This is a genomic window from Thiomonas islandica (genome assembly GCF_055383445.1).
In genome coordinates, this window is the sequence record NZ_AP042391.1 from 1,826,048 (window position 1) to 1,849,325 (window position 23,278).

The following is a 23,278-nucleotide window of genomic DNA, read 5'->3' on the forward strand; positions in this document are numbered from 1 at the left end:
CTCAACTCTCGTGGAGCATGCGTCATGAAAATCGCTTTCGCAACGCAGGACATGCAGCAGGTCGACGCGCACTTCGGCTGGGCGCGGCACATCGCCGTGTATGAAATCGACGCGGTGGGCTGCCACTTCGTCCAGACCTTCGACTTTGGCGCCGAACTGGCCGAAGACGGCAACGAAGACAAGCTGGCGCCGAAGCTGGAAGCCATCAGGGACTGTGCGATTCTGTACGTCGCGGCCATTGGCGGATCCGGCGCGGCGCGGGTCGTGGCCATGAATATCCATCCGATCAAGGTGCCGCAACCCGAGCCCATCATGGACATTCTTGACAAACTGCAGGAAGTGCTCAAGGGCACGCCGCCGCCCTGGCTGCGCAAGGTGCTGAACAAGGGCCGCGAACGCGATTTCGATTTCGAAGACAACGAGGAGAAGACCCATGATTGACGCTGCACTGTCCGCTGCGCCCAAGGCGGATTCACCCCATGACGACACGGTCGACGCCGCTGTGCTGCAGGACACATTTGTCCGTGAGTTGATCAAGCAAATCCGCGCCCAGGACGCCCACGGCGTGTGGGAGGGCAAGAGCGACATGACCCTGCTCGCGCCCTACATCCTCACCGCTGAGCAACGCCGCGCGCTGCCCATCATGGGCGACCCAGACCCCGAAACCCTGTGGCGGCTTGAACTGTTCCACAACGCGGTCGGGCTGTCCATCGAGCGCGCCACCGGCTGCATGGTGTCGCCAATGATGAAAATGAGCCACGAAGGCTTCGGTCGCGCGGTGCTCACTGCCGGGCGACTGGTTGTGGTCAATCGCCACCTGCGCGATGTGCACCGTTTCGGCTTTCCCAGCCTAGCCAAGCTCGCCGAGGCGGGCAACAAGCTGGTTGCCGAAGGTGTCGGCATGATCGAGAAATACACCGAAGTCGCCAAATACGGCTGATCCGTTCCTTCACGCACGAGACCAATATGTCCCAGACGGCAACCGACCCCGAGGCGCTCAAGGCCGAGGTGAAAAAGCTCAACGCCCGCGCCACGCAGGCCAAGATGGACCTGCACGACCTGTCCGAGGATCTTCCCACCAACTGGGAACGCATTCTCGACGTCGCGCAGATCGCTTACGACGCGCATGCCGCGCTTATGCAGGCGCGCAAACGCCTGGCTGAAATCACCTGAGGAAACCAGTGCCATGACCACGTTCTCCATCACCCTGCCCAGCGGCGCGACCTGGGTGCCGACTTTCGTGCAGCAGATCGACGAAGGCAAGTGCATCGGATGCGGCCGCTGCTTCAAGGTCTGTCCGCGGGGCGTGCTCGCGATGGTCGGTCTGGACGAGGACGGAGAGCGCGTCGCCATCGATCCGGACGGCGATGACGACGAGGAATACGAAAAAAAGGTCATGACCATTGCGCACCGCGACCTGTGCATCGGCTGCACCGCTTGCGCGAAGATCTGTCCGAAAAAGTGCTATAGCCACGCGCCGCAGGAGGTCTGAGCCATGGCCGCCATCTGGATGGGTGGAGTCTCCCGGGTGCCACTGGCAGTGCAGGGAAGACACCCGATGCCCGCGGTCACGCCAGACGAGCAGGGGCTGCGTGCGTTGTTGCTCGATTGCGCAGCCGATCGCCAGGATCCGGCAACTCTGGCCGTTTCCGGGGTCTTGGCCAATGCCTTCGCCCGGCACGGCATGAGCTTGCTTCCCATCCCCGGGCTGGACGCCAGGGAGACCCGCAGGTTGATGCGCTACTGGGTTCCCGGTTCGGATCAGATCCTGGGCCTGGACTGGCTCGAACTGACTCGGATGGACAGGCACGAGCCCCGCGCAGACGAGATCGAGGACGTCGCCGCCTTGCTGCTGGATGCTGCCCACGAAGGGCGCGATGTAGACGCGGCGCGCTGGCTCGCGCAGATCGTTTCTGTCGCTTGCCTGGGCGCCGACCACCTCTGGCAGGACCTGCACCTGCGCTCCAGGGCCGACCTGTCCAGTCTGTTGCAGGACTGGTTCCCGGCGCTGGCTGCACGCAACACCAACAATATGAAGTGGAAGAAATTCTTCTATAAGCAGTTGTGCGAACGTGCGGAGCTGCAGATCTGCAAATCACCCAGTTGTACGGCGTGCAGCGACTACGCGCTGTGTTTCGGGCCCGAGGAGGCGGGCGGATAGCCCGGTGAATGCGAGGGAATGAAGCCCTCCTGGCGGCTGCGGTCCGGAGGTCCGGATGAGGAGCAGTCGGCCGCGGCACTGCGCCATCACCCGCCGGGTTTGATCACCGCATCGCCGAGGACCAGCGTCTGGCAGGCCAGGCGCATGGTGGGGCCGGCATTTTTCGACGCCAATGTGGACCGCTCGAACGTCGAGGGTTCTGACAGATGCTCCATGCCTTCCACCACTTCGGTCAGGCAGGTGCCGCAATCGCTTTCGCGGCAGCCGTACACGATGCCGGCACCCACCTTTTCGGAGACCTCGATGATGCGCGTCCCGGCAGGCACGGTGACTGTGACGCCGATGTCGGCAAAGGTCAATCTTGCTTTAGCCACGAAAGTTCTCCTGATTGATCCACGTCATGCGTCAGCGCTGCCGTGAGGTTGGGGTTCAAAGCGGGGATACGGTGACATCGCCGTAGATCTGCGTCTGGCAAGCGAGGCGGCAGTGTTTGCCTGCGAAGTTCTCGCGCCGGATCATGGCTTGCAGTGAGTCAAGGTCCGTGCAGTTGCGCCAGCCGCTGACCACCTCCTTGAAGTGTGCGAGCAGAGTGGCTTTTTCCAGCGCGGATTGCTTGGACAGGTTCTCGGCGCCATCAAGCACCGCGAACACGCAACTGCCGCAATCGCCCTCGCGGCAGTTGTAGGCGATGTAGGAGCCGACCTTTTCCGAGATCTCGATGATGCGTGTGCCCACCGGCACGGTGACGGTGGCCGAGACGTCTGCAAACTTGACTTTCGCTTTTGCCATGATGGTGAATGCTCCGGTTTGAGGGATGCGACGCGCGCAGTGGGGTTGCTGGAAGGAAGGGCGTTAGTCGATCGAGAGCTGCGACATGTCGATGTCACGCGTCCTGGGTCTGCCCATGAGAAAGCTGCCGATGTCGCGGCCAAAGTCGCGACAACTCTCCAGTTCCTCTTCGCTGGGAATCAGTTTGATGCGCAGCCCGCCGACGGGAACGCGCATCTTCAGGCCGCGTAGGCGGTCTTCGATCATGCGCACGGCTTCGCCCGACCAGCCATACGAGCCGAAGGCGCCGGCCACCTTGCCCTTGACGCTGATTTTGGCGAATGAGGACAGCAGATCCCACACGGGTCTGACGGCGTCGCCATTGATGGTGGGAGAGCCGATCAGAATGGCGTCCGCGTCTTCCACCAGGTCGACAAAGGGGTCGACTTCACCCCCTTCGAGGTCGTAAAGGGAGATGCGGAATCCGCCGACCTCTGCGGCCCCGTCGCGGATCGCCTCGGCCATAAGCGTGGTGTTTCGATATGAGCTGATGTAGAAGATGAGCATGGTTTTTTCGCCGCGGTCGCTGTCCATGTGCAGCCGGGACGTGGACAACTCGCGGTAGCGTGCGACGTAATCACGGGGATGATCTCGCAGGATGGGGCCATGCGTGGGGGCGATCAGCGTGATGTGCAGCGGCTCGATCAAGTCCAGCGCCTGCAGCACATGCTGCTTGAAGGGGCGCATGATGTGTGCGTAGTAGTACTCGAAGGAGAACCGGAAGTCGCCAACGCGGTCGTTGAACAACTGTTCGTCGCAGTAGTGACAGCCGAATACATCCCCGGAAAACAGCACGCCGTCATCCTCCAGAAACGTGCATTGGGTGTCGGGCCAATGCAGGTAAGGGGTGTTGAGAAAGCGCAGGGTGCGGTCGCCGAGGCTTACGGTGTCGTTCGTCGTGACCGGGGTGTAGGCAATGGCGGTGTCGTTGAGTAGCGCCTTGAGCATGAGCGGCGCCGCTTCGGAGATGTAGAGCTTGGCGTTGACCGCACGCCGCATGAGTTCGGGCAAGGCCCCGGAATGATCCGGCTCTAGGTGGTTGAGCACGATGACCTTGATGTCTTCGTAGTTGGCCACCGCTTCCAGCCGGGCGAAGAACTGCTCGGCGCATTCCGCCTTGACCGTATCGATCACCGCCAGACCCGCCGATCCGCGCACCAGATACGCGTTATAGGTCGTGCCGTTGGGCGTTTTCAGAATGACGTCGAAGGTCCGCATCTTGGGGTCGAGCGCGCCGATCCAATGCACCCGCGGGGTCACTTCGACAGGAAGCAGGCAGTTGTCTCGCATGGCTTTGAATCAGCAATAGAGTGGCGCGTCTTACCCAGTCGGACGGGAGCAGAGCGCCTCGGGCGGCGCTCCGCGTCCCTGCGCGGGTCACTTGAATCCGACGCCCGGCTCTCCAGTGAACTGCACAAGGATGTTTTCATCGCGGGGAATGAACTGGCAGGCCAGGCGATAGGCCGGTGGCAGGTCATTGACTTCGGCGTCCTTGAGTTCCTGCTTTGTGATCAGACCCTCCGCCACCAGGGTGCGGCGCTCTTTCTCACTGAGCGCATGCGCCATGCGCGGCTTGTCATCCAGCGAGGTGACCTTGATGACGCATGAGCCGCATTCACCGTCTTCGCATTCAAAGGGCAGGGGGATCTTGTTCTTCTTGGCGAGCTTGAGCACGCTGTGGGTGTCTCCGGCAATGGCATAGACGGTAATGTCTTTTTCCATCAGGGGCGAGCTAAAGCAGATCGTGGCCATTGAACTATTCCTTTTCAAACGACGGTGTGATGGAGGGCTGGCGGCACGCGCCATTACCGTCTTCAAAGCAATAGCCATGCCAAATCGTGAAATGCATCCAACGTGTTGTTTCCATAGGGGTATGGGCGCCAGGTGGAAGATTCATGGAGTTGATTCACGTTGCAAATCACACATGCACCATCGGCCGATAGTGGGTCTTTGGCCGACTGGAAGGCCTGTTGACGTCGCAATGCTGACAAAGCCGACATGAGGCATGGGTCGGCGCGGTTTTGTCGGTGACTCGCCAGACGTTTGCGGACGGAAGGATCTGCCAACTTGTTGATATAAAACAAGAAAGAGGGGAGGATGAAGGATGGCACGGTTTTTGCGAAACGAGGGCGTAGCGCAGTGAAATCCGACTGCGCCAAGCCCAGGGGAGCCGCGTCATGCCAGCCATTGACAAACCGATTTACCTCGACTACGCAGCCACCACGCCTGTCGATCCGCGTGTGGTGCGGGCCATGTTGCCGTATCTGAATGAGCAATTCGGCAATCCGGCGTCGCGCAGCCATGCCTATGGCTGGGCGGCGGAAGAGGCGGTGGAAATCGCCCGCGAGCAGGTCGCCGCACTCATCGGAGCCGATTCGCGGGAAATCGTCTGGACCTCTGGGGCCACCGAATCGAACAACCTGGCGATCAAGGGCGCGGCGCATTTTCACAAAGGCCGCGGCCGCCATATCGTGACCGTCAAGACCGAGCACAAGGCCGTGCTCGACACCTGCCGCGAACTCGAACGCGAGGGGTATGAGGTCAGCTATCTCGACGTCGGCCCCGACGGTCTGCTTGACCCGGCGGCGTTCGTTGCTGCGCTGCGGCCCGACACCATTCTGGCTTCGGTCATGTTCGTGAACAACGAGATCGGCGTCATCCAGGACGTGGCGGCACTTGGCACAATCTGCCGCGCACGCGGTGTCCTGTTTCACGTCGATGCGGCGCAGGCTACGGGCAAGGTGGACATCGACCTGACCGATCTGCCCATCGACCTGATGAGCATGTCGGCGCACAAGACCTATGGCCCCAAGGGCGTGGGCGCGCTGTATGTGCGACGCAAGCCGCGGGTGCGCATCGCCGCGCAGATGCACGGCGGCGGCCACGAGAACGGGCTGCGCTCTGGCACGCTGCCGACGCACCAGATCGTCGGCATGGGCGAGGCCTACCGCCTGGCCCGCGAGCACATGCATGTCGAGAACGCCCGTATCCGTAGCCTGCGCGATCGGCTCTGGTCCAACCTGTCGACGATTCCGGAAATCTGTGTCAACGGGCACATGGAGCAGCGTGTGCCGCACAACCTCAACGTCAGCTTTCGGTTCGTCGAGGGCGAGTCGCTGCTGATGGGCATCAAGGGGGTCGCAGTGTCCAGCGGCTCGGCCTGCACCTCCGCCAGCCTAGAGCCCAGCTACGTGCTGCGGGCGCTGGGCCTGAACGACGAGGTGGCGCACAGCTCGATCCGGTTTTCCATCGGCCGATTCACCACGGAGCACGACGTGGACGCTGCGGCTGAACGCATCAAGTCCACCGTCGGGCGTCTGCGCGATCTGAGCCCGCTCTGGGACATGCATTGCAGCGGCGTCGATCTGTCCACCGTGCAGTGGGCCGAGCATTGAGCCGCGCCCTCGCTTTCAACCCTCTTCGACCTGTTTCTCGCCTATCTCCGGGAGCCCATCATGGCCTATAGCGACAAAGTCATCGAGCATTACGAGAACCCGCGCAACGCCGGCAGCTTTGCTGCAAACGAAGTCGGCGTGGGCACCGGCATGGTGGGCGCACCAGCCTGCGGCGATGTGATGAAACTGCAGATCAAGGTCAATGCCGACGGCGTGATCGAGGATGCGCGCTTCAAGACCTACGGCTGCGGCTCGGCCATCGCCTCGTCTTCGCTCATCACCGAATGGGTGAAGGGCAAGACCCTCGACGAGGCACTGTCGATCAAGAACACCGCCATCGCCGCGGAACTGGCCTTGCCGCCGGTGAAGATCCACTGCTCCATCCTGGCGGAAGACGCGATCAAGGCGGCGGTGGCCGATTACCGCACGCGGCTCGGCGGAACCGATACGCTGATCGAGCGCGACGCCTGCGCGCCTGCAGTTTCCAGCGCGGACTGAAGCCGCCGTCCCGCATTTTCCTGGTTCATTGACGTCAAGGAGTCTCACCATGAGTTCATGCAAGTCACAAGGGGCGGCCTCATCCTGCTCCACCACCATGCCCGCGCCGCCTGCCGCCGCGCTCGAACGTGCTGCGGGCGCCGATCCCATCGTCGTCACCGATGCCGTGGTGGAGAAGGTCACGCAGATGCTGGCCGAGGAGGGCGACAGCGCAATGTGCCTGCGCGTGTTCGTCTCGGCTGGCGGCTGCTCCGGCCTGCAGTACGGTTTTTCCATCGAAGACGCTCCGGCGGAGAACGATGTGCTGGTGCAGCGCGGTGCCCTGTCCGTGGTGGTCGATCCGATGAGCCTGCAATATCTGGCCGGTGCCGAAATCGACTTCCAGGACGGTCTCGAAGGGGCGAATTTCATCATTCGCAATCCCAATGCGTCCAGCACCTGCGGCTGCGGCAATTCGTTCTCGACCTGAAGCGCATTCCCTCAAGGAGCAAGACGATGAGCATTTCCGTCACCCCCAAAGCCGCGCTGCAGGTGCGCAAGGCGCTGGAGAAGCGTGGGTCCGGCCTTGGCCTGCGGCTGGCTATCAAGACCAGCGGCTGTTCCGGCTATGCCTATGCGCTGGAGTTCGTCGATGCGGTCAATGGCGACGATGTCTGGTTCGAGACCGAGGGTGTGACCATCGTCGTGGACAAGCGCAGCCTGCCCCTGCTTGATGGCACGCAGCTCGACTGGATGCGCGAAGGCCTGAACGAGGGCTTCAAGTTCCTCAACCCCAACGCCACCGCGACCTGCGGCTGCGGCGAATCGTTCGCGGTCTAGAGACCGGTCGAGGACGGACTGCGATGGCCCTGTTGCAAATTTCCGAGCCCGGGCGGTCCGCGGCACCGCACCGTCACCGCCTGGCGGTCGGGATCGATCTGGGCACGACCAACTCCTTGGTGGCCACGGTGCGAAGCGGCCAGGCGGTGACGCTGGGCGACGCTGCGGGCCGGGTGCTGCTGCCTTCGGTCGTGCACTTCGCCGCCGATGGGGCGATCACCGTCGGCGATGCCGCACGCGAGCGCCTGGCGGATGATCCACTCAATACCATCGCCTCGGCCAAGCGGCTGATCGGGCGCACCATCGGTGATCTTGCCCCCGGCCTGGTGCACTATGGCCTGGTCGATCAGCGCGGCGCCGTGGCGGTGCGCACCGCCGCCGGGATCAAGTCTCCCAGCGAGGTGGGGGCTGAAGTGTTGCGGGCGCTGAAAGTGCGCGCCGAAACGGCGCTCGGTGGCGACCTTGTCGGCGCCGTGGTGACCGTGCCCGCCTACTTCGACGAGGCCCAGCGTCAGGCCACGAAGGAAGCGGCGCGCTTGGCGGGCCTGCCCGTGTTGCGATTGCTCAATGAACCGACTGCCGCCGCCGTGGCTTATGGCCTGGACAATGGCAGCGAAGGCGTGTTCGTAGTGTACGACCTGGGTGGCGGCACCTTTGACGTCTCCATCCTGCGCCTGACGCGTGGCGTGTTCGAGGTGCTCTCGACCCACGGTGATGCCATGTTGGGCGGCGATGATTTCGACCGCGCCATCGTCGGCTGGTTCATTGGCGAAACCGGCGCGACCTCATGGCTTGCCGGCGACGCAGCCAATCTCACCCGTGCCGCACGCGCCGCGAAGGAAGTCCTCAGCGCGCAGGACAGTGTGGTGATGCAATGTCCGCGAGCGGACGGCACGCTGCAGAGCGCCACGCTGGAACGCACCACCTTCGAAATCTTGAGCAAGGACTTGATCAGCCGCACCATGGCCTGCGTGCGCCACGCGCTCAACGATGCCGATCTGCGCCCCGATGAGGTCGATGGCGTCATCCTTGTGGGTGGCGCCACGCGCATGCCGCAGGTGCGCCGCGCGGTGGCGCGCCTGTTCGGGCGCGAGCCGCTGACAGACGTCGATCCCGACCAAGCGGTGGCCATCGGCGCCGCGATCCAGGCCGATCAGCTCGCCGGCAACAGCACCGCGGACGATGCGGGCCTGCTGCTGCTCGACGTCTGCCCGCTGTCGCTTGGAATCGAAACCATGGGCGGACTCGTCGAAAAGATCATCCCGCGCAACAGCACGGTGCCGACCGCAAGGGCGCAGGACTTCACCACCTTCAAGGACGGACAAACGGCGCTGTCGCTGCATGTGTTGCAGGGGGAGCGCGAACTGGTGAGTGAATGCCGCTCGCTGGCCCGGTTCGAGTTGCGTGGCATACCGCCCATGGTGGCGGGCGCGGCGCGCATCCGGGTGACGTTCCAGATCGATGCCGATGGCCTGCTGAGCGTGTCCGCGCGTGAACAAAGCACCGGCGTCGAAGCGCATATCGAGGTCAAGCCAAGTCATGGCCTCGGCAATGAACAGGTCACCGACATGCTGCGCGACGCCATGGACAGCGCCGAAGCCGATGCCGCTCTGCGCATGTTGCGCGAGGCCGAAGTCGAGGCCAGGCGTCTGCTCGACGCCACAGATGCCGCGCTGCGCGAGGACGGCCATGCCCTGCTCAGCCACGACGAATATCGCGCCATCACGCTGAGCATGCAGCACCTGGCCGATGTGCTGGAGCAGCTCGCTGCGGACGAAGCCCAGGAAGGGGTTGAATTGCCACAGCAGCGCAATAGATTGCAGCAAGCCAGCGCCGCGCTTAATCAGGCCACCACGGAATTTGCTGGACGCCGCATGGACGCCAGGGTGCGCAAGGCACTTGGCGGCATGCGTCTGGATGACGTGCCCTGCTGACACAGGTCCAGCCGAAGCTGGTTCATACCGCCCGCATGCGCAGCCCCGCATGCGCATGCGGGGCTAATCCCATTCACCATCCACCGAGGGAAGACCATGCACAGGGTGATCGAAAAAGTTCAGGCAATGACGCAGGTTCAGGTGCTGCCGCATCCCGATCTATGTCCGCAGGGCGCCGTGTTCGAGGCCAAGCAGGGCAGAACGCTGCTCGACGCACTGCTCGATCAAGGCATTGCCGTTGAGCATGCCTGTGAAAAAGTCTGCGCCTGCGCCACCTGCCATGTGCATTTGCGCGCGGGTGCGGAGCACGTCAAGCCCGCAGATGATGAGGAGGAAGATCAGCTGGGCGCAGCATGGGGATTGGACGCGCAATCACGCCTGGCCTGCTGTGTGCGACTGGGCGGCGCCCCTTTGGTAGTCGAGCTTCCTCGGCACACCCGCAACCACGCGCGCGAGCGCTGAACGATGTTGCGATCTCTTGTCGGCAAGCCGACAAAACCCACATCGGACAAACCCGCAGTTCTGGGTAAAAACCCTGATAAATCATAGACATAAAAAAAACTTCCAGCGATGGCACAGGTTTTGCGGAGTGAGAAGCACCAACCTGGGAGAAGTCCATGAACGCACTGTCCACTCGAATGATCGTGATCAATGACACTACGCTGCGTGATGGCGAGCAGACCGCCGGGGTGGCCTTTACCGATGAGGAAAAACTCAGCATCGCCTGCGCGCTTGATAAAGCAGGCGTGCCGGAGATGGAAATCGGCATCCCTGCCATGGGCGCGCGTGAGGTCGAAGTCATCCGCGCCATCGTCGGCCTGAACCTCAAGGCGCGCACCATGGTCTGGGCGCGGATGTGCGAGTCCGATCTGATCGCTGGCGTGGCGTGCGGCGCCGACACCGTGCACCTGACCGTTCCGGTGTCGGACATCCAGATTGGCCGCAAGCTCGGACGCGACCGCGACTGGGTGCTCCATGCCATCCGCCACCATGTGCAGTTTGGTCGCATGCTGGGCAGTCAGATCAGCGTTGGGTTCGAAGACGCGTCGCGCGCCGACCCCGACTTCCTGATCCGCGCCGCAGAAGCAGCGCAGAGCGCGGGCGCAGTCCGCGTGCGCTACGCCGACACCCTCGGTGTGCTCGATCCGTTCTCCACCTTCGAGCGCATTGCGCAGCTTCGGGCGGCGGTCGATCTGGACATCGAGATGCACGCGCACGACGATCTCGGCCTGGCCACAGCCAACACCCTGGCCGCGGTGCGCGCCGGCGCCACGCACGCCAGTACCACGGTCAACGGCCTGGGCGAGCGAGCAGGCAACGCGCCGCTGGAGGAGGTGGTCATGGCGTTGCGCCACGTGTACGACCTGGAATGCGGCGTCGCCACCGACGCCCTGTTGCAGATTTCCGAGCTTGTGGCCAAGGCCTCGGGCCGCCCTGTCGCGGCGGGCAAGAGCATCGTCGGCGCCGCCGTGTTCACCCACGAGTCGGGCATTCATGTGGATGGGCTGCTCAAGGACCCACGCAACTATGAAGGCTTCGACCCCGCCGAATTGGGCCGCAGCCATTCCACTGTGCTGGGCAAGCACTCCGGCTCGCATGCCGTGCAGCATGGCTACGAACAGATCGGCATTGCACTTCAACAGAACGAAGCCGACGAACTGCTGGGCCGCATCCGCCAGCATGTCAGCGTTACAAAGCGCCCCCCGGGGCGCGAGGAACTGCTGCGTTTCTATCGCGAGGCGATCGCCGTCGGCTTGAGCGAAGTCGGAATCTGAACAGCCGTCTGCGCCCGCATTCCCCGTCATTCATTCCCATCAGGATGCCGTCCATGAACGACCTCATCATCCGCCTCAAGCAACTCTCCAGCGCCGAAGAGTTTCTCCAGTTTTTCGGCGTGGATTATGACGAGCATGTGGTGCATGTCAACCGCCTGCACATCCTCAAGCGCTTCCATCAGTATCTGCACAAGGCGCAGGGGCTGGCCGAACTGAACGAAGTCGAGATGTTTAGCCGCTATCGTGAAATGCTGTCGACGGCCTATCAGGACTTTGTCCATTCCAGCGCCGCCCAGGAAAAGGTGTTCAAGGTATTCCAGGACGCCGACGGGCAGCGCGTGTCATTGACCTCGCTGCGCAACGCCCTGGTGGATCGGCGCGGCGAAGCGGTTGCAGTCACCCGGCGCGACGCCTGAACCACCTTGAGTAGGAGTCCATCGTGCACATCGTCGTCTGCATCAAACAGGTTCCCGACTCGGCGCAGATCCGCGTCCATCCGGTGACCAACACTATCATGCGCCAGGGCGTGCCGGCCATTGTCAACCCCTATGACCTGTTCTCGCTGGAAGAGGCCTTGCGCCTCAAAGACGCATTCGGCGGCCGCGTCACAGTGCTTAGCATGGGCCCGCCGCAGGCCGAGGATGCGCTGCGCAAGTGCATTTCCTATGGTGCCGACGACGCTGTGCTGTTGACCGACCGCGCTTTCGCCGGAGCCGACACCCTGGCCACCTCGTATGCGCTGGCCTCGGCCATCCGCCAGATCGCCCGCGAACAGGCGGTGGACATGGTGTTCGCCGGTAAGCAGACCATCGACGGTGACACCGCGCAGGTCGGCCCCGGCATTGCCAAACGCATGGACCTGCAGCTGCTGACCTATGTGTCGCGCATCGTGGAGGTTGATCCGGTGGCGCGCAGCATCACCGTCGAGCGCCGTGCCGAAGGCGGGGTGCAGGTGCTGCGCACTGCGCTGCCCTGTCTGGTCACCATGCTGGAGAACAGCAACGAGCTGCGCTTCGCCACCCTGCCGTCGATGATTCATGCCGCCGCCTATCCGGTGCGCAAATGGGACAAGGTTGCCGCGGGCATCGAGGATCTCGACAAAATCGGGCTCAAGGGATCGCCCACTGTGGTGAGCAAGGTGTTCGGGCCGACGCGGCGCACCGACAAGGCCGAGATGCTGTCCGCCGACACCGCCGAGCCGCGCGACATCGCGCTCAATCTGGTGCAGATGATTTTCACCCGGCAACCGGCGCTCGAACAGGAACTCCTGTCCGGCGCCATCGCATGAAGCGCGCCGCATTCAAGGAAACGCCATGAACGAACCCGTCAAAAAACCTGCTGGCCGAGGCCGCAATCTGGAGCTGCCCGAACACCTCAAGTCCTACAAGGGGGTGTGGGTGTTCATCGAGCACGACCGGGGCCATGTGCACCAGGTGAGCTGGGAACTGATGGGCGCGGCGCGCAAGCTCGCCGATGCGCTCGGCGTGACCGTCACAGGGGTGCTGATGGGCGGGCCGGACGAGCCGCTCGACACGTATGCCCACGAGGCCTGGGCCTACGGCGCTGACGTCTGCCATGTGGTGCGAGACCCGGTGCTCAAAGGCTATCGCAACGAACCCTTCACCCAGGCGCTGACCGAGCTGGTCAACCGCCATCAGCCGGAAATCGTGCTGCTGGGCGCGACGACCATGGGCCGCGACCTCGCCGGCTCAGTGGCCACCACGTTGCAGACCGGGCTCACTGCCGATTGCACCGAACTCAACATCGACCCGGCGACGCGTGCGCTGGCGGCGACGCGCCCGACTTTCGGCGGCTCGCTCTACTGCACCATCATGACCCTTGCCTATCGCCCGCAGATGGCGACGGTGCGGCCGCGGGTCATGCCCATGCCGGCGCGCGACGCCATGCGGATCGGCGCCCTGGTCGAAAACGACGTGGCCCTGGTCGAGGCGAACATCATCACCAAGCTGCTGGAGTTCGTGCCAGACGCCAGCCGCAACACCGTTAACCTGGCCTATGCCGACATCATCGTCTCCGGCGGCAAGGGCCTGAAGAATGCCGACAACTTCAAGCTGGTGTGGGATCTGGCGCGGGTGCTGGGCGCCGAAGTTGGCGCCAGCCGGCCGGTGGTGCATGCCGGCTGGGTCGAGGCCGAGCGCCAGGTCGGCCAGTCCGGCAAAACGGTGCGACCGAAGCTCTATATCGCCGCGGGCATTTCGGGCGCGGTGCAGCACCGCGTGGGCATGGAGGGAGCCGACCTGATCGTGGCCATCAACAGCGACCCCAATGCGCCGATCTTCGACTTCGCCCACATCGGCGTGGTCGGCAACGCGATGCAGATCCTGCCCGCGCTGACGCGGGCGTTCCGCGCGCATATCGACAGCCGCGTGTCGCGAGCGGCCTGACATGAAACAGCCCCCTGACTTGCTACGCGCGTCTCCCCCCGAGGGGGCGTCAGTTCCTTCGGAACGGACGTGCGGAAATGACATCGACCCCCAGGAGAAACAGTCATGAACGTTGACAAGACTTTCGATGCCATCGTCGTCGGTGCAGGCCCTTCCGGAAACGCCTGCGCCTATACCCTGGCCAAGGCCGGGCTGAGCGTGCTGCAGATCGAGCGCGGCGAATATCCTGGCTCGAAAAACGTTCAGGGTGCCATCCTCTACTCCGACGCGCTGGAGCGCATCATCCCCGACTTCCGCGACGACGCGCCGCTGGAGCGCCACATCATCGAGCAGCGCATGTGGGTGCTCGACGATGCGTCCTTCATCGGTACCCATTTCCGCAGCGACGACTACAACAAGCCGCCGCACAACCGCTACACCATCCTGCGCGCCCAGTTCGACAAATGGTTCTCGTCCAAGGTGCGCGAGGCTGGTGCCCTGCTGATCTGCGAAACCACGGTGGAGGAGTTGCTGCTCGATGGTGAGCGCGTGATCGGCGTGCGCTGCGACCGTCTGGGCGGCGAGGTATACGCGGACGTGGTGGTGCTGGCCGATGGCGTGAACTCGACGTTGGCGCGCAAGGCCGGTTTCCATAGCGAGATCAAGGCCAAGGAAGTCGCGCTGGCGGTGAAGGAAATCCTGTTCCTGCCGGAAGAGATCATCCAGCAGCGCTTCAACGTCAAGGGCGAGGAAGGCGTGGTGATCGAACTGGTTGGCAAGGTGACCGAAGGCATGGTCGGCACCGCCTTCCTCTACACCAACAAGGAGTCGCTGAGCATCGGCGTCGGCTGCATGCTCGACGGTTTCAAGAACAATCCGAACCGCACCACGCCTTACGCCCTGTTGGAAAAACTCAAGCGCCACCCGTCCATCGCCCCGCTGATCGAAGGCGGCGAGATGAAGGAATACAGCGCTCACCTCATTCCGGAAGGCGGATTTCATGCCATCCCCAAGCTGTATGGCGCGGGCTGGATGATCGTCGGTGACTCCGGCGGCTTCGTCAACGCCGCCCACCGCGAAGGCTCCAACCTGGCAATGACCACCGGACGCCTTGCGGCAGAAACCATCATCGAGGCGCGGGCCGCCGGATGGTCGATGAGCGAGAAGACCCTCAAGGCCTACAAGGACAAGCTCGACGCCAGCTTCGTGATGAAAGACCTACACAAATATCGCGACATGCCAGACGTGCTGCATGGCAGCCCGCAGTTCTTCACCACCTATCCGGAACTGGTCAACCGCGCGGCGCAGACCATGCTGACCGTCGACGGGGTAGACAAAAAGAGCAAGGAACGCGAGATTTTCAAGAGCTTTCGAGAGTCACGCGGGGTCGCCGGTCTGCTCGGTGACGCATTCAAACTGTGGAGGGCATTCCGATGAGCACCGCTGCGATTTCAGTCAATGTCGAGGAAAAACTCTTCCAGAACCGCTACCGGGTCGATCACGGCAGGCCGCATATCCGCATCAAGCAGCCCGAGATCTGCAGCAATGAGTGCGTCAGCCAGGCCTGCACCTTCATCTGCCCGGCCTCCTGCTATACGGCGGAAGGCAATGGCACCGTCACCCTGATCACCGACGGCTGCCTCGAATGCGGCAGTTGCCGGGTGATCTGCAGCGAACATGAAAACATCGCCTGGGAATACCCGCGCGGCGGCCATGGCATCCTGTTCAAGTTCGGCTAAATGGCGTACCGTACCCTCCGAGCATGCCATGCAATGGGAGCCAACGACACGTCTGGCATAAATCCTGCTGCTTCAATGCAGACGGGTGTGGCGTGCACCATGTCGGCGCAAAGCAAGGCCGATGGCACCGCACCGGGGCGACTGTTTTGCCGTTGTGTGGCAGGAGGTATGCCATGAATCAACCTGCACATCAGCAGCGCTCCCATCTGGAGCTGATCACCATCTACGAAGTCTGCCGCATTTTGGGTTCGTCGCTCGACATCGACCGCACGTTCCGTGAAGCGCTCAACGTGATCGCTGTGCATCTGGGCATGTCGCGCGCGATGATCGTCCTCGCCGACGAAGAGGGCCGGTTGCGTTTGCACAGCGCGGTGGGAATGAGCGACGACCAGATTGCGCGCGGTCAATGGCAGTCGGGCGAAGGCATGGTCGGGCGGGTCTATGCCAAAGGTTTGCCGATGACCGTGCCCGATGTGAGCAATGCCCCGGAGTTCATCAACCGCACCGGCGCCTTCTCGGCGCCAAGCGGGCGCATGATGGCCTTGATCGCCGTGCCCTTGAAAACCGAGCGCGGCAAGCTCGGCGTGCTGGCGGCGCAGCGCGAGGTTGAAGGCGCTGCGCGCCTGTCCGATGATCAGCGACTGCTCACCATGGTGGCCACTCTGCTGGCGCAAGCGGTGTTGATGCACAACGTAGTCAGCCAGGAACACGAGCGCTTGCAACTCGAAGCCACGCGTCTGCAAAAGGCGCTGCAGACCGCGCCAATCGGACGCTACAGCCTGGAAAACGTCATCGGCATTTCGCAGCCGATGCAGCAAGTGTTCGCCGAAGTGCATCAGGCCGCGCCTTCGCGCGCCACGGTGCTGCTGCGTGGGGAGAGTGGCACCGGCAAGGAGGCTATTGCGCGCGCGCTGCACTTTCTGTCGCCGCGCAAGGACGGCCCCTTCATCAAGGTTAATTGCGCCGCGCTCACCGAGTCGCTGCTCGAGTCCGAGCTGTTTGGGCACGAGAAGGGCGCCTTTACCGGTGCGATCGGCGACCGCAAGGGGCGCTTCGAACTGGCGCATGGCGGCACCCTGTTTCTGGACGAGATCGGCGATATTTCTCCGGCCTTCCAGGCCAAGCTGCTGCGTGTCTTGCAGGAGCGCGAGTTCGAGCGCGTCGGCGGCAGCCGTGTGGTCAAGGCCGATGTCCGGCTGATCTGTGCCACCAACCGCGATCTGGAAAAAATGGTCAAGCGCGGCGAATACCGCGCCGACCTCTATTACCGCATCAATGTGGTGTCCATCTTTCTGCCGCCGCTGCGCGACCGGCGCGAGGACATTCCGCCGCTGGTGGCGCACTTCGTCGATCGCTTCAACAAGGAGAACCGGCGCAGGCTCAAGGTCGGGCCAGACGCGATGCGGGTGCTCTACAACTGCTACTGGCCGGGCAATGTCCGCGAACTGGAGAACTGCATCGAACGCACCGCCACCATGGCGCAAGGTGACGTGATCCACGAAGCCTCGTTTCCCTGCCGTCACAACCGCTGCCTGACCCAGACCCTGCATTTCGTGGCGAAGGAGGATGCCGTGTCGGCAGTCATTCCCATTGCGCTTGCCGCATCTGCTGCGCCGATGGAGCTGCAAGGCGCCGCGGAAGCGTTCGGCGAGCGGCCGGGCGAGCCGGTGCGCATCGGGCCGACTGCGCAGATCGGTTCGCCGGCGCGCCAGTATGGCAATGAGCCGCCGCAGGGGGAGCGCGAGCGCCTGATCTGGGCCATGGAACAGTGCGGCTGGGTGCAGGCCAAGGCGGCGCGGCTGCTCAAGGTCACGCCACGCCAGCTCGGCTATGCCCTCAAGAAACACAAGATCGAAGTGCAGAAACTATGAGCGCGTGACGCGCCCCGCCAGATGAATACCATCACGCAGAGTGACTACTTCCAGCTTGCCGAGGCCATGTTCCGAGCCGTGGAATTGGCGGCGGACCGGGTCGATCTCGACTCGCGACGTGACGGCACCGTGCTCACCCTTGAACTCGAAAACAAAGAGAAAATCATCATCAACCTGCAAGCTCCGCTGCAGGAGCTGTGGCTGGCGAGCAAATCGGGTGCACACCACTTTCGCTACTCCGAGCGGCAGTGGCTGGACACCCGTACCGGGCACAGTTTTCAAACCATGCTCAAGAAGGCCGTCACAGCCCAGGGCGGTCCGGACCTGCAGTTGTCCTGAGTCGCGACTGCGCTCCACACCGGAGCGTTGGCAGTCCGGCGCGGTGATCGGCCGCACCCATTTCAAGCCCAGTCGGGACGCGCATCCGGCCCGAGCCGGGGCGCCGCGTTCCCTGTCGCGGCGTGATGAGGAAACAGGCGGGGTTCCCACGCTGTGGGTCGCTGGTGTCGGCGGTTGCAAGCTGACACCCGCTCTGTTGCATTTGTCGGTAAGGCAACATCCCTCAAAGTGCGTAACACATTGAAAATTAATGGGTTTCATGCTGGCACGGGTCTCGCTAAGGAGTGGGTAGTCCACACACTCTTTGAGGTCCATCCATGTCCACACCGTCCACACCAACTGCTACCGTTGCCTTGGGTGATCTGCTGCGTACCAAGCGGGCCGTTTCCATGCCACTGCCCGAAGCCGGTGGCGGCTGCTCCAGTAAAGGCGGGGAGGGCAAGGCGAGCTGCGGCTCGTCGGGAGGCCCGGACGACATGCCGGCCGAGATCTGGGACAAGGTCAAGAACCATCCCTGCTACTCGGAGGAGGCGCATCACCATTACGCCCGCATGCACGTAGCGGTGGCGCCGGCCTGCAACATCCAGTGCAACTACTGCAATCGCAAGTACGATTGTTCCAACGAGTCGCGCCCCGGTGTGGTGTCGCAGAAGCTCACCCCGGATCAGGCGGTGAAAAAGGTGCTGGCGGTGGCCAGCGAGATTCCGCAGCTGACGGTGGTCGGCATCGCTGGCCCGGGAGATGCACTGGCCAACCCGGCCAAGACCTTCGAGACCTTCCGACGCCTGCAGGCCGAGGCGCCGGACATCAAGCTCTGCCTCTCGACCAATGGCCTGGCGCTGCCCGACTACGTCGACGAAATCTGCAAATACAACGTCGATCACGTCACCATCACCATCAACATGGTCGACCCGGCGGTGGGCGAGAAGATCTACCCCTGGATCTTCTGGGACCATCGCCGCGTCACCGGCTATGAGGCTGCGAAAATCCTGCACGAGCGCCAGATGCTGGGGCTGGAGATGCTCACGGCGCGCGGCGTGCTCACCAAGATCAACTCGGTGCTCATTCCCGGCATCAACGACGAGCATCTGTACGAAGTGAACCGCGAAGTGAAAAAGCGCGGCGCCTTCCTGCACAACATCATGCCGCTGATCTCCGAAGCCGAGCACGGCACGGTGTTCGGCCTGACCGGCCAGCGTGGCCCCACCGCGCAGGAACTCAAAGCGGTGCAGGACGCCTGCATGGGGGGCGCCAACCTGATGCGGCATTGCCGACAGTGTCGCGCCGACGCGGTCGGGCTGCTCGGTGAGGATCGCAGCGACGAATTCACCCTCGACCAGATCGAGAAGATGGACGTCGTCTACGACCTCGACAAGCGCCGCGCCTACCAGCAGAAGGTCGAGGCCGAGCGGCAGGCGCAGGTCGCCGCCAAGGCCGATGCCTTGGGCGCAATGGCGGATCAGCCTAATGCGCAAGCCGACATGACCGTGCTCGTGGCGGTGGCAACCGAGGGCCAGGGACGGGTGAATCAGCATTTCGGTCACGCCACCGAGTTCCAGATTTTCGAGTTGACCCCGGCCTCGGCCAGATTCGTCGGCCATCGCCGCGTTGACCTCTACTGCCAGGGCGGGTACGGCGAAGACGAGCAGTTGCCGTCCATCATCAACGCCATCAACGACTGTCACGCCGTACTGGTGGCCAAGATCGGCGCCTGCCCGCGCGACGAGTTGACGGCGGCCGGCATCGAGCCGGTGGATGCCTATGCCCACGAGTTCATCGAAAAGGCCGCGCTGAGCTGGTTCGCCGACTACCGCCAGCGTGTGGCCAGCGGGCAGATCCAGCATCAGTCGCGTGGCGACGCCACGATCCGGCAGGGCGCTTTCACTGCGGCGGCCTGAAGGTTCATCCCCAGCAGTCATCAGGAGAATTGACATGGCACTGAAAATCATCGCCTCGACATGCACCGGATGCTCGGCTTGCGAGCCCGAATGCCCGAATACCGCTATCAGCGAAAAGGGCGGCACCTTCATCATCGACCCGGCCAAGTGCACCGAATGCCAGGATCAGTTCGACAGCCCGCAATGCGTCGCGGTCTGCCCGGTCGACGGCTGCATCGTCAAGGTCTGAAGCCATTCCATCTGCGCGGAGACAACTCATGGCCCTGACCCATCTCACCGTCACGCCGGCTGCTGAAAAATTCATGCGCCGCATCGTCCGCTTCTCGGGCCTGCCCGATGGTGCGGGGTTCCGTCTGCTGGTCAGCACCGGCGGCTGCTCGGGCTACAGCACCGAGTTCAGTGTCGAGGCCACGCCAGAGGACGGGGACGAAATCCACAAGGTGGGCGACGGCCTGCAGCTCTTTCTTCCGGCTGAGAGCCGTCTGCTGCTGGAGGGCGCGACGCTCGACTTCATCGACACCCCGATGCAGTCCGGGCTTAGCGTGCGCAGTCCGGCAGCAAGTTCCTGTGGCTGCTCCAGCACGGGCAGCGCAGAGGCCGTCCCCGCTGCGGCCAGCGTGCCGATGAGCGCGCTGCTGCGCCGCTGAGACGCTTGTAGGCGGACACCATGTTTCAATCCACGCCCGTAACCGGGCGAAACAGCGTGGAAGAGGTTATGCCCATCCCAAGCACGATTATCCCCTTGAAGGGGGAGGTTTCCAACCGAGTTTGTTTCCGATGAGTACGAACGTTCAGCCGGACTTTGGAGATGCGGTTCTGGGCAAGGACTTGCCCGAGCCGCTGGAACAGGCTTTGCGGGAGGCCGGAGAACGTCGCGCCGATCCCGTCCTGGCCATGGCCGCCTTGATGCGCGCCATGGCCTTGGCGCCGGATCATCCGGCCGTTCTGATCGCGCTTTACCGCTACTACTTCTACGGCCATCAGCTTGCCTGCGCCCGCTTCGTGGCGCGACGCGCCCTGTTTGTCGCGACGCAGGCGCTGGGTCTGCCGCCGTTGTGGCGGGAGGTGCCGCCGACGGCGCTGGCAGGCGCGCGGGACGACCCGGCAACGCGCTTCTTCCTGTTTTCTCTCAAGGGCTATGCCTACCTCAGCCTGCGCCTAGGCGATGCGGGCGAGGCGCGCGACGCCCTGGATCTGCTGCGTGCGCTCGACCCCGAGGACCGGGTGGGCGGTGCCCTGCTCGAAACCGTGCGTCTGCGCCACGAGCGCAACCCCTTTGACGAAGACGAGGACGAGCTGGACGCTGATGTCACTCCCATCCCGCCGGTGGAGACGGTGCCAGTGGGCCGTGGAGCGATCCATGGCTGACATCCGCCGCGACAGCGACGTGGTCGAGCTCGACGGCCCACCGCAGTTCGATTTCGGCGAGCGCGTCATCAGCCGCTATGTCGTGCGTAATGACGGCACTTATCGCGGACGCGAGATCGGCGAGGTGCTGGTGAACAAGGGCGACATCGGCTACGTCACGTCGGTGGGAACGTTCTTGCAACAGTACTACATCTACGCGGTTGATTTCGTTGCCACCGGGTGTCTGGTCGGCATGAAGGGGCGCGAGCTCATGTCGCTAGACAAGCTGCCGCCGGAGCTCATCGAGCGGCTTGGCGACAGCAAACTGGCGCAGCTGCGCGGCATCATTCCGGGCGACGAGCGCGCCGCCGTCCAAGCCAGGACCGAAGGAGAACGCCATGTCTGAACGACATGCAGTCGAGCTGGGCGCACCCGAGGCGCAAGACGGGGCCGCCGCGTTTCCGCATCCCCCCCGGCAGCCGCAGTATCCCTGGGGTCTGCAGGTGCAGGCGCTGGTCGATCTGCGCAACGATGGCAGTTACCCCAAAGCGGATGCGGGGGCTCTGCTCGTCGCCACGGGCGCGGTGGGCGAGATCGTGCGCATCGGTTACCACGTCGAGGCCGACATGCCGATCTATGTGGTCGATTTCGGTCAGCACGTGCTGGGCTGCACGGAAGATGAACTTGCGCCAGCTGGCGTTTCGGCGCCCGCGGCAGAGCCGGTGTGATGAGCAGGCTACGCATCGTCCAGGCCTTTGCCAATGCATCGCATGGCGCGGGCGTGGTGCGCGACCTGGTGCGGGAGCGGATCGAGCGCGCCATCGCGCAGCGCAGTCGCTACCGCTACGTGCATCCGCGCGTCGAAGCCGAAGGAGAGGGCTGGAAGATCGTCAGCCCCAACTGTTCACGCAGGATCGACAAGCAGGGCGGGGACATCGCCATTGCTTGGCTGACGCCGGACGGCGAGGGAGGCTGGCTGCTGTTCTCCCGCGATCATGCGCGCCAGAGCTGGGATCTGCGCGCCCGCAGCCGGCGGCTGTCCGTCGTGCTCGACCGCCTGGTCGTCGATAGTGAGCGGGAGTTCTGGCAATGATCTACCTCGACCACAATGCCACCACCCCTGTGGCTGCCGAAGTCATCTCCGAGATGTGCGCTGTGCTTGAGCACGTTTGGGCAAACCCCTCGTCCAACCACGGTCCCGGGCAGGTGGCACGCCGCGTGCTGGCGGACGCCCGGGCGCGCGTGGCGCAAGCCCTGGGCTGCCATCCAGCCGAGACGGTGTTCACCAGCGGTGCGACCGAGGCGAACCACATTGCCCTGCTCGGTGCGCTCGACGCCCGGCGTGGCGACGCGGGAAGTAACAGGCCGCGGCTGGTGTTGTCTGCAGTCGAGCATGCGTCCTCCCTGGCGCTGGCAGCGCGGCTGCGTGCGGCGGGGCATGCGGTGGACCTGATCCCGGTGGACGGCGAAGGCCGACTCGACATGGACGCGGCGCGTGCCTTGATCGGGCCGGACGTGGCGCTGGTCAGCGTGATGGGGGCGAACAACGAGACCGGTGTGTGTATGCCGCTGGAGGAACTGGCTGAATTGGCGCATGCCCGGGGCACCCTGCTCCATGTGGATGCCACCCAACTCGTCGGCAAGAGTGACCTGCGTTTCGCCGACAGTGGTGCAGATTTGTGGTCGGTCTCCGCACACAAGTTCAACGGCCCCAAGGGCGTGGGTGCGCTGCTCGTGCGCAAGGGGCTGGACTGGCCGGGCCTGCAGGCCGGCCGCCAAGAGCGCGGACGACGTGGCGGCACGGAAAACCTGCCGGGGATCGTCGGTTTCGCCGCCGCCGCCGAGCGCATGCATCGTTCTCTGGCGGCGGATCTTGCGGGCATGGTGGCGCTGCGTCAGCGCTTCGAATCGGGTGTGCTGCACATCGCGGCGGCGCATCGCGCTGTGCGTCTCTACGGCGCCGCCGAGCCGCGTTTGCCCAACACCACGCTGGTGCGGTTTGGCCAGCTGCTGGCCGAACGCGTGCTGCACGCGCTGGAGCGCGCAGACATCATCGCCGCCTCTGGCGCGGCCTGCAGTGCTGGCGGCAATCAGCCCTCACACGTGCTGCTGGCGATGGGAGAGAGTCCGCAGCACGCACTCTGCGGCGTGCGTTTTTCTCTCGGCCGCAACACCACTGCGGACGAGATCGATGCCGCGCTCGACGCGTTGCGACAGCATGTCCTGCCGCTGCTGCAGGAAGAGTGCAGCGAGGCCGAGCGCCTTGCGGCCGTCCATTGACATCCACCCT

At 63.8% G+C, this 23,278-nt stretch carries 31 protein-coding genes; 27 read left to right on the forward strand and 4 right to left on the reverse strand.

What is annotated here, in order from left to right:
* The first annotated feature begins 24 nt into the window (after positions 1-24).
* Genes nifX through ACZ47F_RS08955 form a run of 5 tightly spaced genes read left to right on the forward strand, consistent with a single transcriptional unit; the run spans position 25 to position 2,161 of the window.
* Positions 25-441, forward strand: coding sequence for a nitrogen fixation protein NifX (gene nifX, locus ACZ47F_RS08935; protein WP_464924379.1), 417 nt, complete (start codon positions 25-27; stop codon positions 439-441).
* Positions 434-940, forward strand: a complete 507-nt coding sequence (locus ACZ47F_RS08940; RefSeq protein ID WP_464924380.1) for a NifX-associated nitrogen fixation protein — start codon at positions 434-436, stop codon at positions 938-940. The genes nifX and ACZ47F_RS08940 overlap by 8 nt, the downstream gene beginning before the upstream one ends.
* 26 nt (positions 941-966) lie before the next feature.
* Positions 967-1,173, forward strand: coding sequence for a CCE_0567 family metalloprotein (locus ACZ47F_RS08945; protein ID WP_464924381.1), 207 nt, complete (start codon positions 967-969; stop codon positions 1,171-1,173).
* Between the two features lie 13 nt (positions 1,174-1,186).
* On the forward strand, positions 1,187-1,492 hold the full coding sequence (gene fdxB / locus ACZ47F_RS08950) for a ferredoxin III, nif-specific (protein WP_464924382.1): 306 nt from the start codon (positions 1,187-1,189) through the stop codon (positions 1,490-1,492).
* A 3-nt stretch (positions 1,493-1,495) separates the two neighbouring features.
* Positions 1,496-2,161: a nitrogen fixation protein NifQ gene (locus tag ACZ47F_RS08955; protein ID WP_464924383.1), complete on the forward strand. Its 666-nt coding sequence runs from the start codon at positions 1,496-1,498 to the stop codon at positions 2,159-2,161.
* Positions 2,162-2,247: 86 nt separating this feature from the next.
* Here the strand turns inward: ACZ47F_RS08955 and ACZ47F_RS08960 are convergent, their stop codons facing one another.
* The 4 genes from ACZ47F_RS08960 to ACZ47F_RS08975 form a co-directional block, all read right to left on the reverse strand.
* Complete coding sequence (locus ACZ47F_RS08960) at positions 2,248-2,520, reverse strand: 2Fe-2S iron-sulfur cluster-binding protein (RefSeq protein WP_464924384.1); 273 nt, start codon at positions 2,518-2,520, stop codon at positions 2,248-2,250.
* A 70-nt stretch (positions 2,521-2,590) separates the two neighbouring features.
* Complete coding sequence (locus ACZ47F_RS08965) at positions 2,591-2,950, reverse strand: 2Fe-2S iron-sulfur cluster-binding protein (RefSeq protein WP_464924385.1); 360 nt, start codon at positions 2,948-2,950, stop codon at positions 2,591-2,593.
* A 63-nt stretch (positions 2,951-3,013) separates the two neighbouring features.
* Positions 3,014-4,279 (reverse strand): FprA family A-type flavoprotein, encoded by a 1,266-nt coding sequence (locus ACZ47F_RS08970; protein ID WP_464924386.1) that lies wholly within the window; start codon positions 4,277-4,279, stop codon positions 3,014-3,016.
* 87 nt (positions 4,280-4,366) lie between these two features.
* On the reverse strand, positions 4,367-4,819 hold the full coding sequence (locus ACZ47F_RS08975; RefSeq protein ID WP_464924387.1) for a 2Fe-2S iron-sulfur cluster-binding protein: 453 nt from the start codon (positions 4,817-4,819) through the stop codon (positions 4,367-4,369).
* Between the two features lie 347 nt (positions 4,820-5,166).
* Here ACZ47F_RS08975 and ACZ47F_RS08980 point away from each other — a divergent pair, with 347 nt between their 5' ends.
* The 22 genes from ACZ47F_RS08980 to ACZ47F_RS09085 all read left to right on the forward strand — a co-directional run bounded on the left by ACZ47F_RS08980 (position 5,167) and on the right by ACZ47F_RS09085 (position 23,268).
* Positions 5,167-6,384 carry an IscS subfamily cysteine desulfurase gene (locus ACZ47F_RS08980; RefSeq protein WP_464924388.1) on the forward strand — a complete coding sequence of 406 codons (1,218 nt, stop codon included), beginning with the start codon at positions 5,167-5,169 and terminating at the stop codon, positions 6,382-6,384.
* A 60-nt stretch (positions 6,385-6,444) separates the two neighbouring features.
* Complete coding sequence (gene iscU, locus ACZ47F_RS08985) at positions 6,445-6,882, forward strand: Fe-S cluster assembly scaffold IscU (protein ID WP_464924389.1); 438 nt, start codon at positions 6,445-6,447, stop codon at positions 6,880-6,882.
* Between the two features lie 97 nt (positions 6,883-6,979).
* Positions 6,980-7,351 (forward strand): iron-sulfur cluster insertion protein ErpA, encoded by a 372-nt coding sequence (erpA, locus tag ACZ47F_RS08990; RefSeq protein WP_464926609.1) that lies wholly within the window; start codon positions 6,980-6,982, stop codon positions 7,349-7,351.
* A gap of 26 nt (positions 7,352-7,377) precedes the next feature.
* Complete coding sequence (locus ACZ47F_RS08995) at positions 7,378-7,701, forward strand: HesB/IscA family protein (protein ID WP_464924390.1); 324 nt, start codon at positions 7,378-7,380, stop codon at positions 7,699-7,701.
* A 23-nt stretch (positions 7,702-7,724) separates the two neighbouring features.
* Positions 7,725-9,635, forward strand: coding sequence for a Fe-S protein assembly chaperone HscA (hscA, locus tag ACZ47F_RS09000; protein WP_464924391.1), 1,911 nt, complete (start codon positions 7,725-7,727; stop codon positions 9,633-9,635).
* Positions 9,636-9,761: 126 nt separating this feature from the next.
* The gene (gene fdx, locus ACZ47F_RS09005; protein ID WP_464926610.1) at positions 9,762-10,097 is read left to right on the forward strand and encodes an ISC system 2Fe-2S type ferredoxin; all 336 of its coding nucleotides are present in this window, start codon (positions 9,762-9,764) and stop codon (positions 10,095-10,097) included.
* A 176-nt stretch (positions 10,098-10,273) separates the two neighbouring features.
* The gene (gene nifV / locus ACZ47F_RS09010; RefSeq protein ID WP_464926611.1) at positions 10,274-11,410 is read left to right on the forward strand and encodes a homocitrate synthase; all 1,137 of its coding nucleotides are present in this window, start codon (positions 10,274-10,276) and stop codon (positions 11,408-11,410) included.
* Between the two features lie 53 nt (positions 11,411-11,463).
* The gene (nifW, locus tag ACZ47F_RS09015; RefSeq protein ID WP_464924392.1) at positions 11,464-11,826 is read left to right on the forward strand and encodes a nitrogenase stabilizing/protective protein NifW; all 363 of its coding nucleotides are present in this window, start codon (positions 11,464-11,466) and stop codon (positions 11,824-11,826) included.
* 23 nt (positions 11,827-11,849) lie between these two features.
* Positions 11,850-12,698, forward strand: a complete 849-nt coding sequence (locus tag ACZ47F_RS09020) for an electron transfer flavoprotein subunit beta/FixA family protein (protein WP_464924393.1) — start codon at positions 11,850-11,852, stop codon at positions 12,696-12,698.
* A 25-nt stretch (positions 12,699-12,723) separates the two neighbouring features.
* On the forward strand, positions 12,724-13,815 hold the full coding sequence (locus ACZ47F_RS09025) for an electron transfer flavoprotein subunit alpha/FixB family protein (protein WP_464924394.1): 1,092 nt from the start codon (positions 12,724-12,726) through the stop codon (positions 13,813-13,815).
* Between the two features lie 105 nt (positions 13,816-13,920).
* Positions 13,921-15,231, forward strand: a complete 1,311-nt coding sequence (locus ACZ47F_RS09030; RefSeq protein WP_464924395.1) for an FAD-dependent monooxygenase — start codon at positions 13,921-13,923, stop codon at positions 15,229-15,231.
* A complete protein-coding gene (locus ACZ47F_RS09035; protein WP_464924396.1) occupies positions 15,228-15,533 on the forward strand; it encodes a ferredoxin family protein in 306 nt (101 codons plus the stop codon). The genes ACZ47F_RS09030 and ACZ47F_RS09035 overlap by 4 nt, the downstream gene beginning before the upstream one ends.
* A gap of 173 nt (positions 15,534-15,706) precedes the next feature.
* Positions 15,707-17,404, forward strand: coding sequence for a nif-specific transcriptional activator NifA (nifA, locus tag ACZ47F_RS09040; RefSeq protein WP_464924397.1), 1,698 nt, complete (start codon positions 15,707-15,709; stop codon positions 17,402-17,404).
* A 21-nt stretch (positions 17,405-17,425) separates the two neighbouring features.
* The gene (cyaY, locus tag ACZ47F_RS09045) at positions 17,426-17,743 is read left to right on the forward strand and encodes an iron donor protein CyaY (RefSeq protein WP_464924398.1); all 318 of its coding nucleotides are present in this window, start codon (positions 17,426-17,428) and stop codon (positions 17,741-17,743) included.
* Positions 17,744-18,132: 389 nt separating this feature from the next.
* Positions 18,133-19,641 carry a nitrogenase cofactor biosynthesis protein NifB gene (gene nifB / locus ACZ47F_RS09050; protein WP_464926612.1) on the forward strand — a complete coding sequence of 503 codons (1,509 nt, stop codon included), beginning with the start codon at positions 18,133-18,135 and terminating at the stop codon, positions 19,639-19,641.
* Between the two features lie 34 nt (positions 19,642-19,675).
* Positions 19,676-19,870, forward strand: coding sequence for a 4Fe-4S dicluster domain-containing protein (locus ACZ47F_RS09055; RefSeq protein ID WP_464924399.1), 195 nt, complete (start codon positions 19,676-19,678; stop codon positions 19,868-19,870).
* 28 nt (positions 19,871-19,898) lie between these two features.
* Positions 19,899-20,288, forward strand: a complete 390-nt coding sequence (locus ACZ47F_RS09060) for a HesB/IscA family protein (protein WP_464924400.1) — start codon at positions 19,899-19,901, stop codon at positions 20,286-20,288.
* A 130-nt stretch (positions 20,289-20,418) separates the two neighbouring features.
* Complete coding sequence (locus ACZ47F_RS09065; protein WP_464924401.1) at positions 20,419-21,009, forward strand: hypothetical protein; 591 nt, start codon at positions 20,419-20,421, stop codon at positions 21,007-21,009.
* A complete protein-coding gene (locus ACZ47F_RS09070; protein WP_464924402.1) occupies positions 21,002-21,394 on the forward strand; it encodes a nitrogen fixation protein NifZ in 393 nt (130 codons plus the stop codon). The genes ACZ47F_RS09065 and ACZ47F_RS09070 overlap by 8 nt, the downstream gene beginning before the upstream one ends.
* Complete coding sequence (locus ACZ47F_RS09075; RefSeq protein ID WP_464924403.1) at positions 21,387-21,716, forward strand: nitrogen fixation protein NifZ; 330 nt, start codon at positions 21,387-21,389, stop codon at positions 21,714-21,716. The genes ACZ47F_RS09070 and ACZ47F_RS09075 overlap by 8 nt, the downstream gene beginning before the upstream one ends.
* Complete coding sequence (locus ACZ47F_RS09080; protein ID WP_464924404.1) at positions 21,716-22,081, forward strand: DUF3024 domain-containing protein; 366 nt, start codon at positions 21,716-21,718, stop codon at positions 22,079-22,081. The genes ACZ47F_RS09075 and ACZ47F_RS09080 overlap by 1 nt, the downstream gene beginning before the upstream one ends.
* Positions 22,078-23,268, forward strand: coding sequence for a cysteine desulfurase family protein (locus ACZ47F_RS09085; RefSeq protein WP_464924405.1), 1,191 nt, complete (start codon positions 22,078-22,080; stop codon positions 23,266-23,268). Before ACZ47F_RS09080 ends, ACZ47F_RS09085 begins: the two co-directional genes overlap by 4 nt.
* The last annotated feature ends 10 nt before the right edge of the window (positions 23,269-23,278 follow it).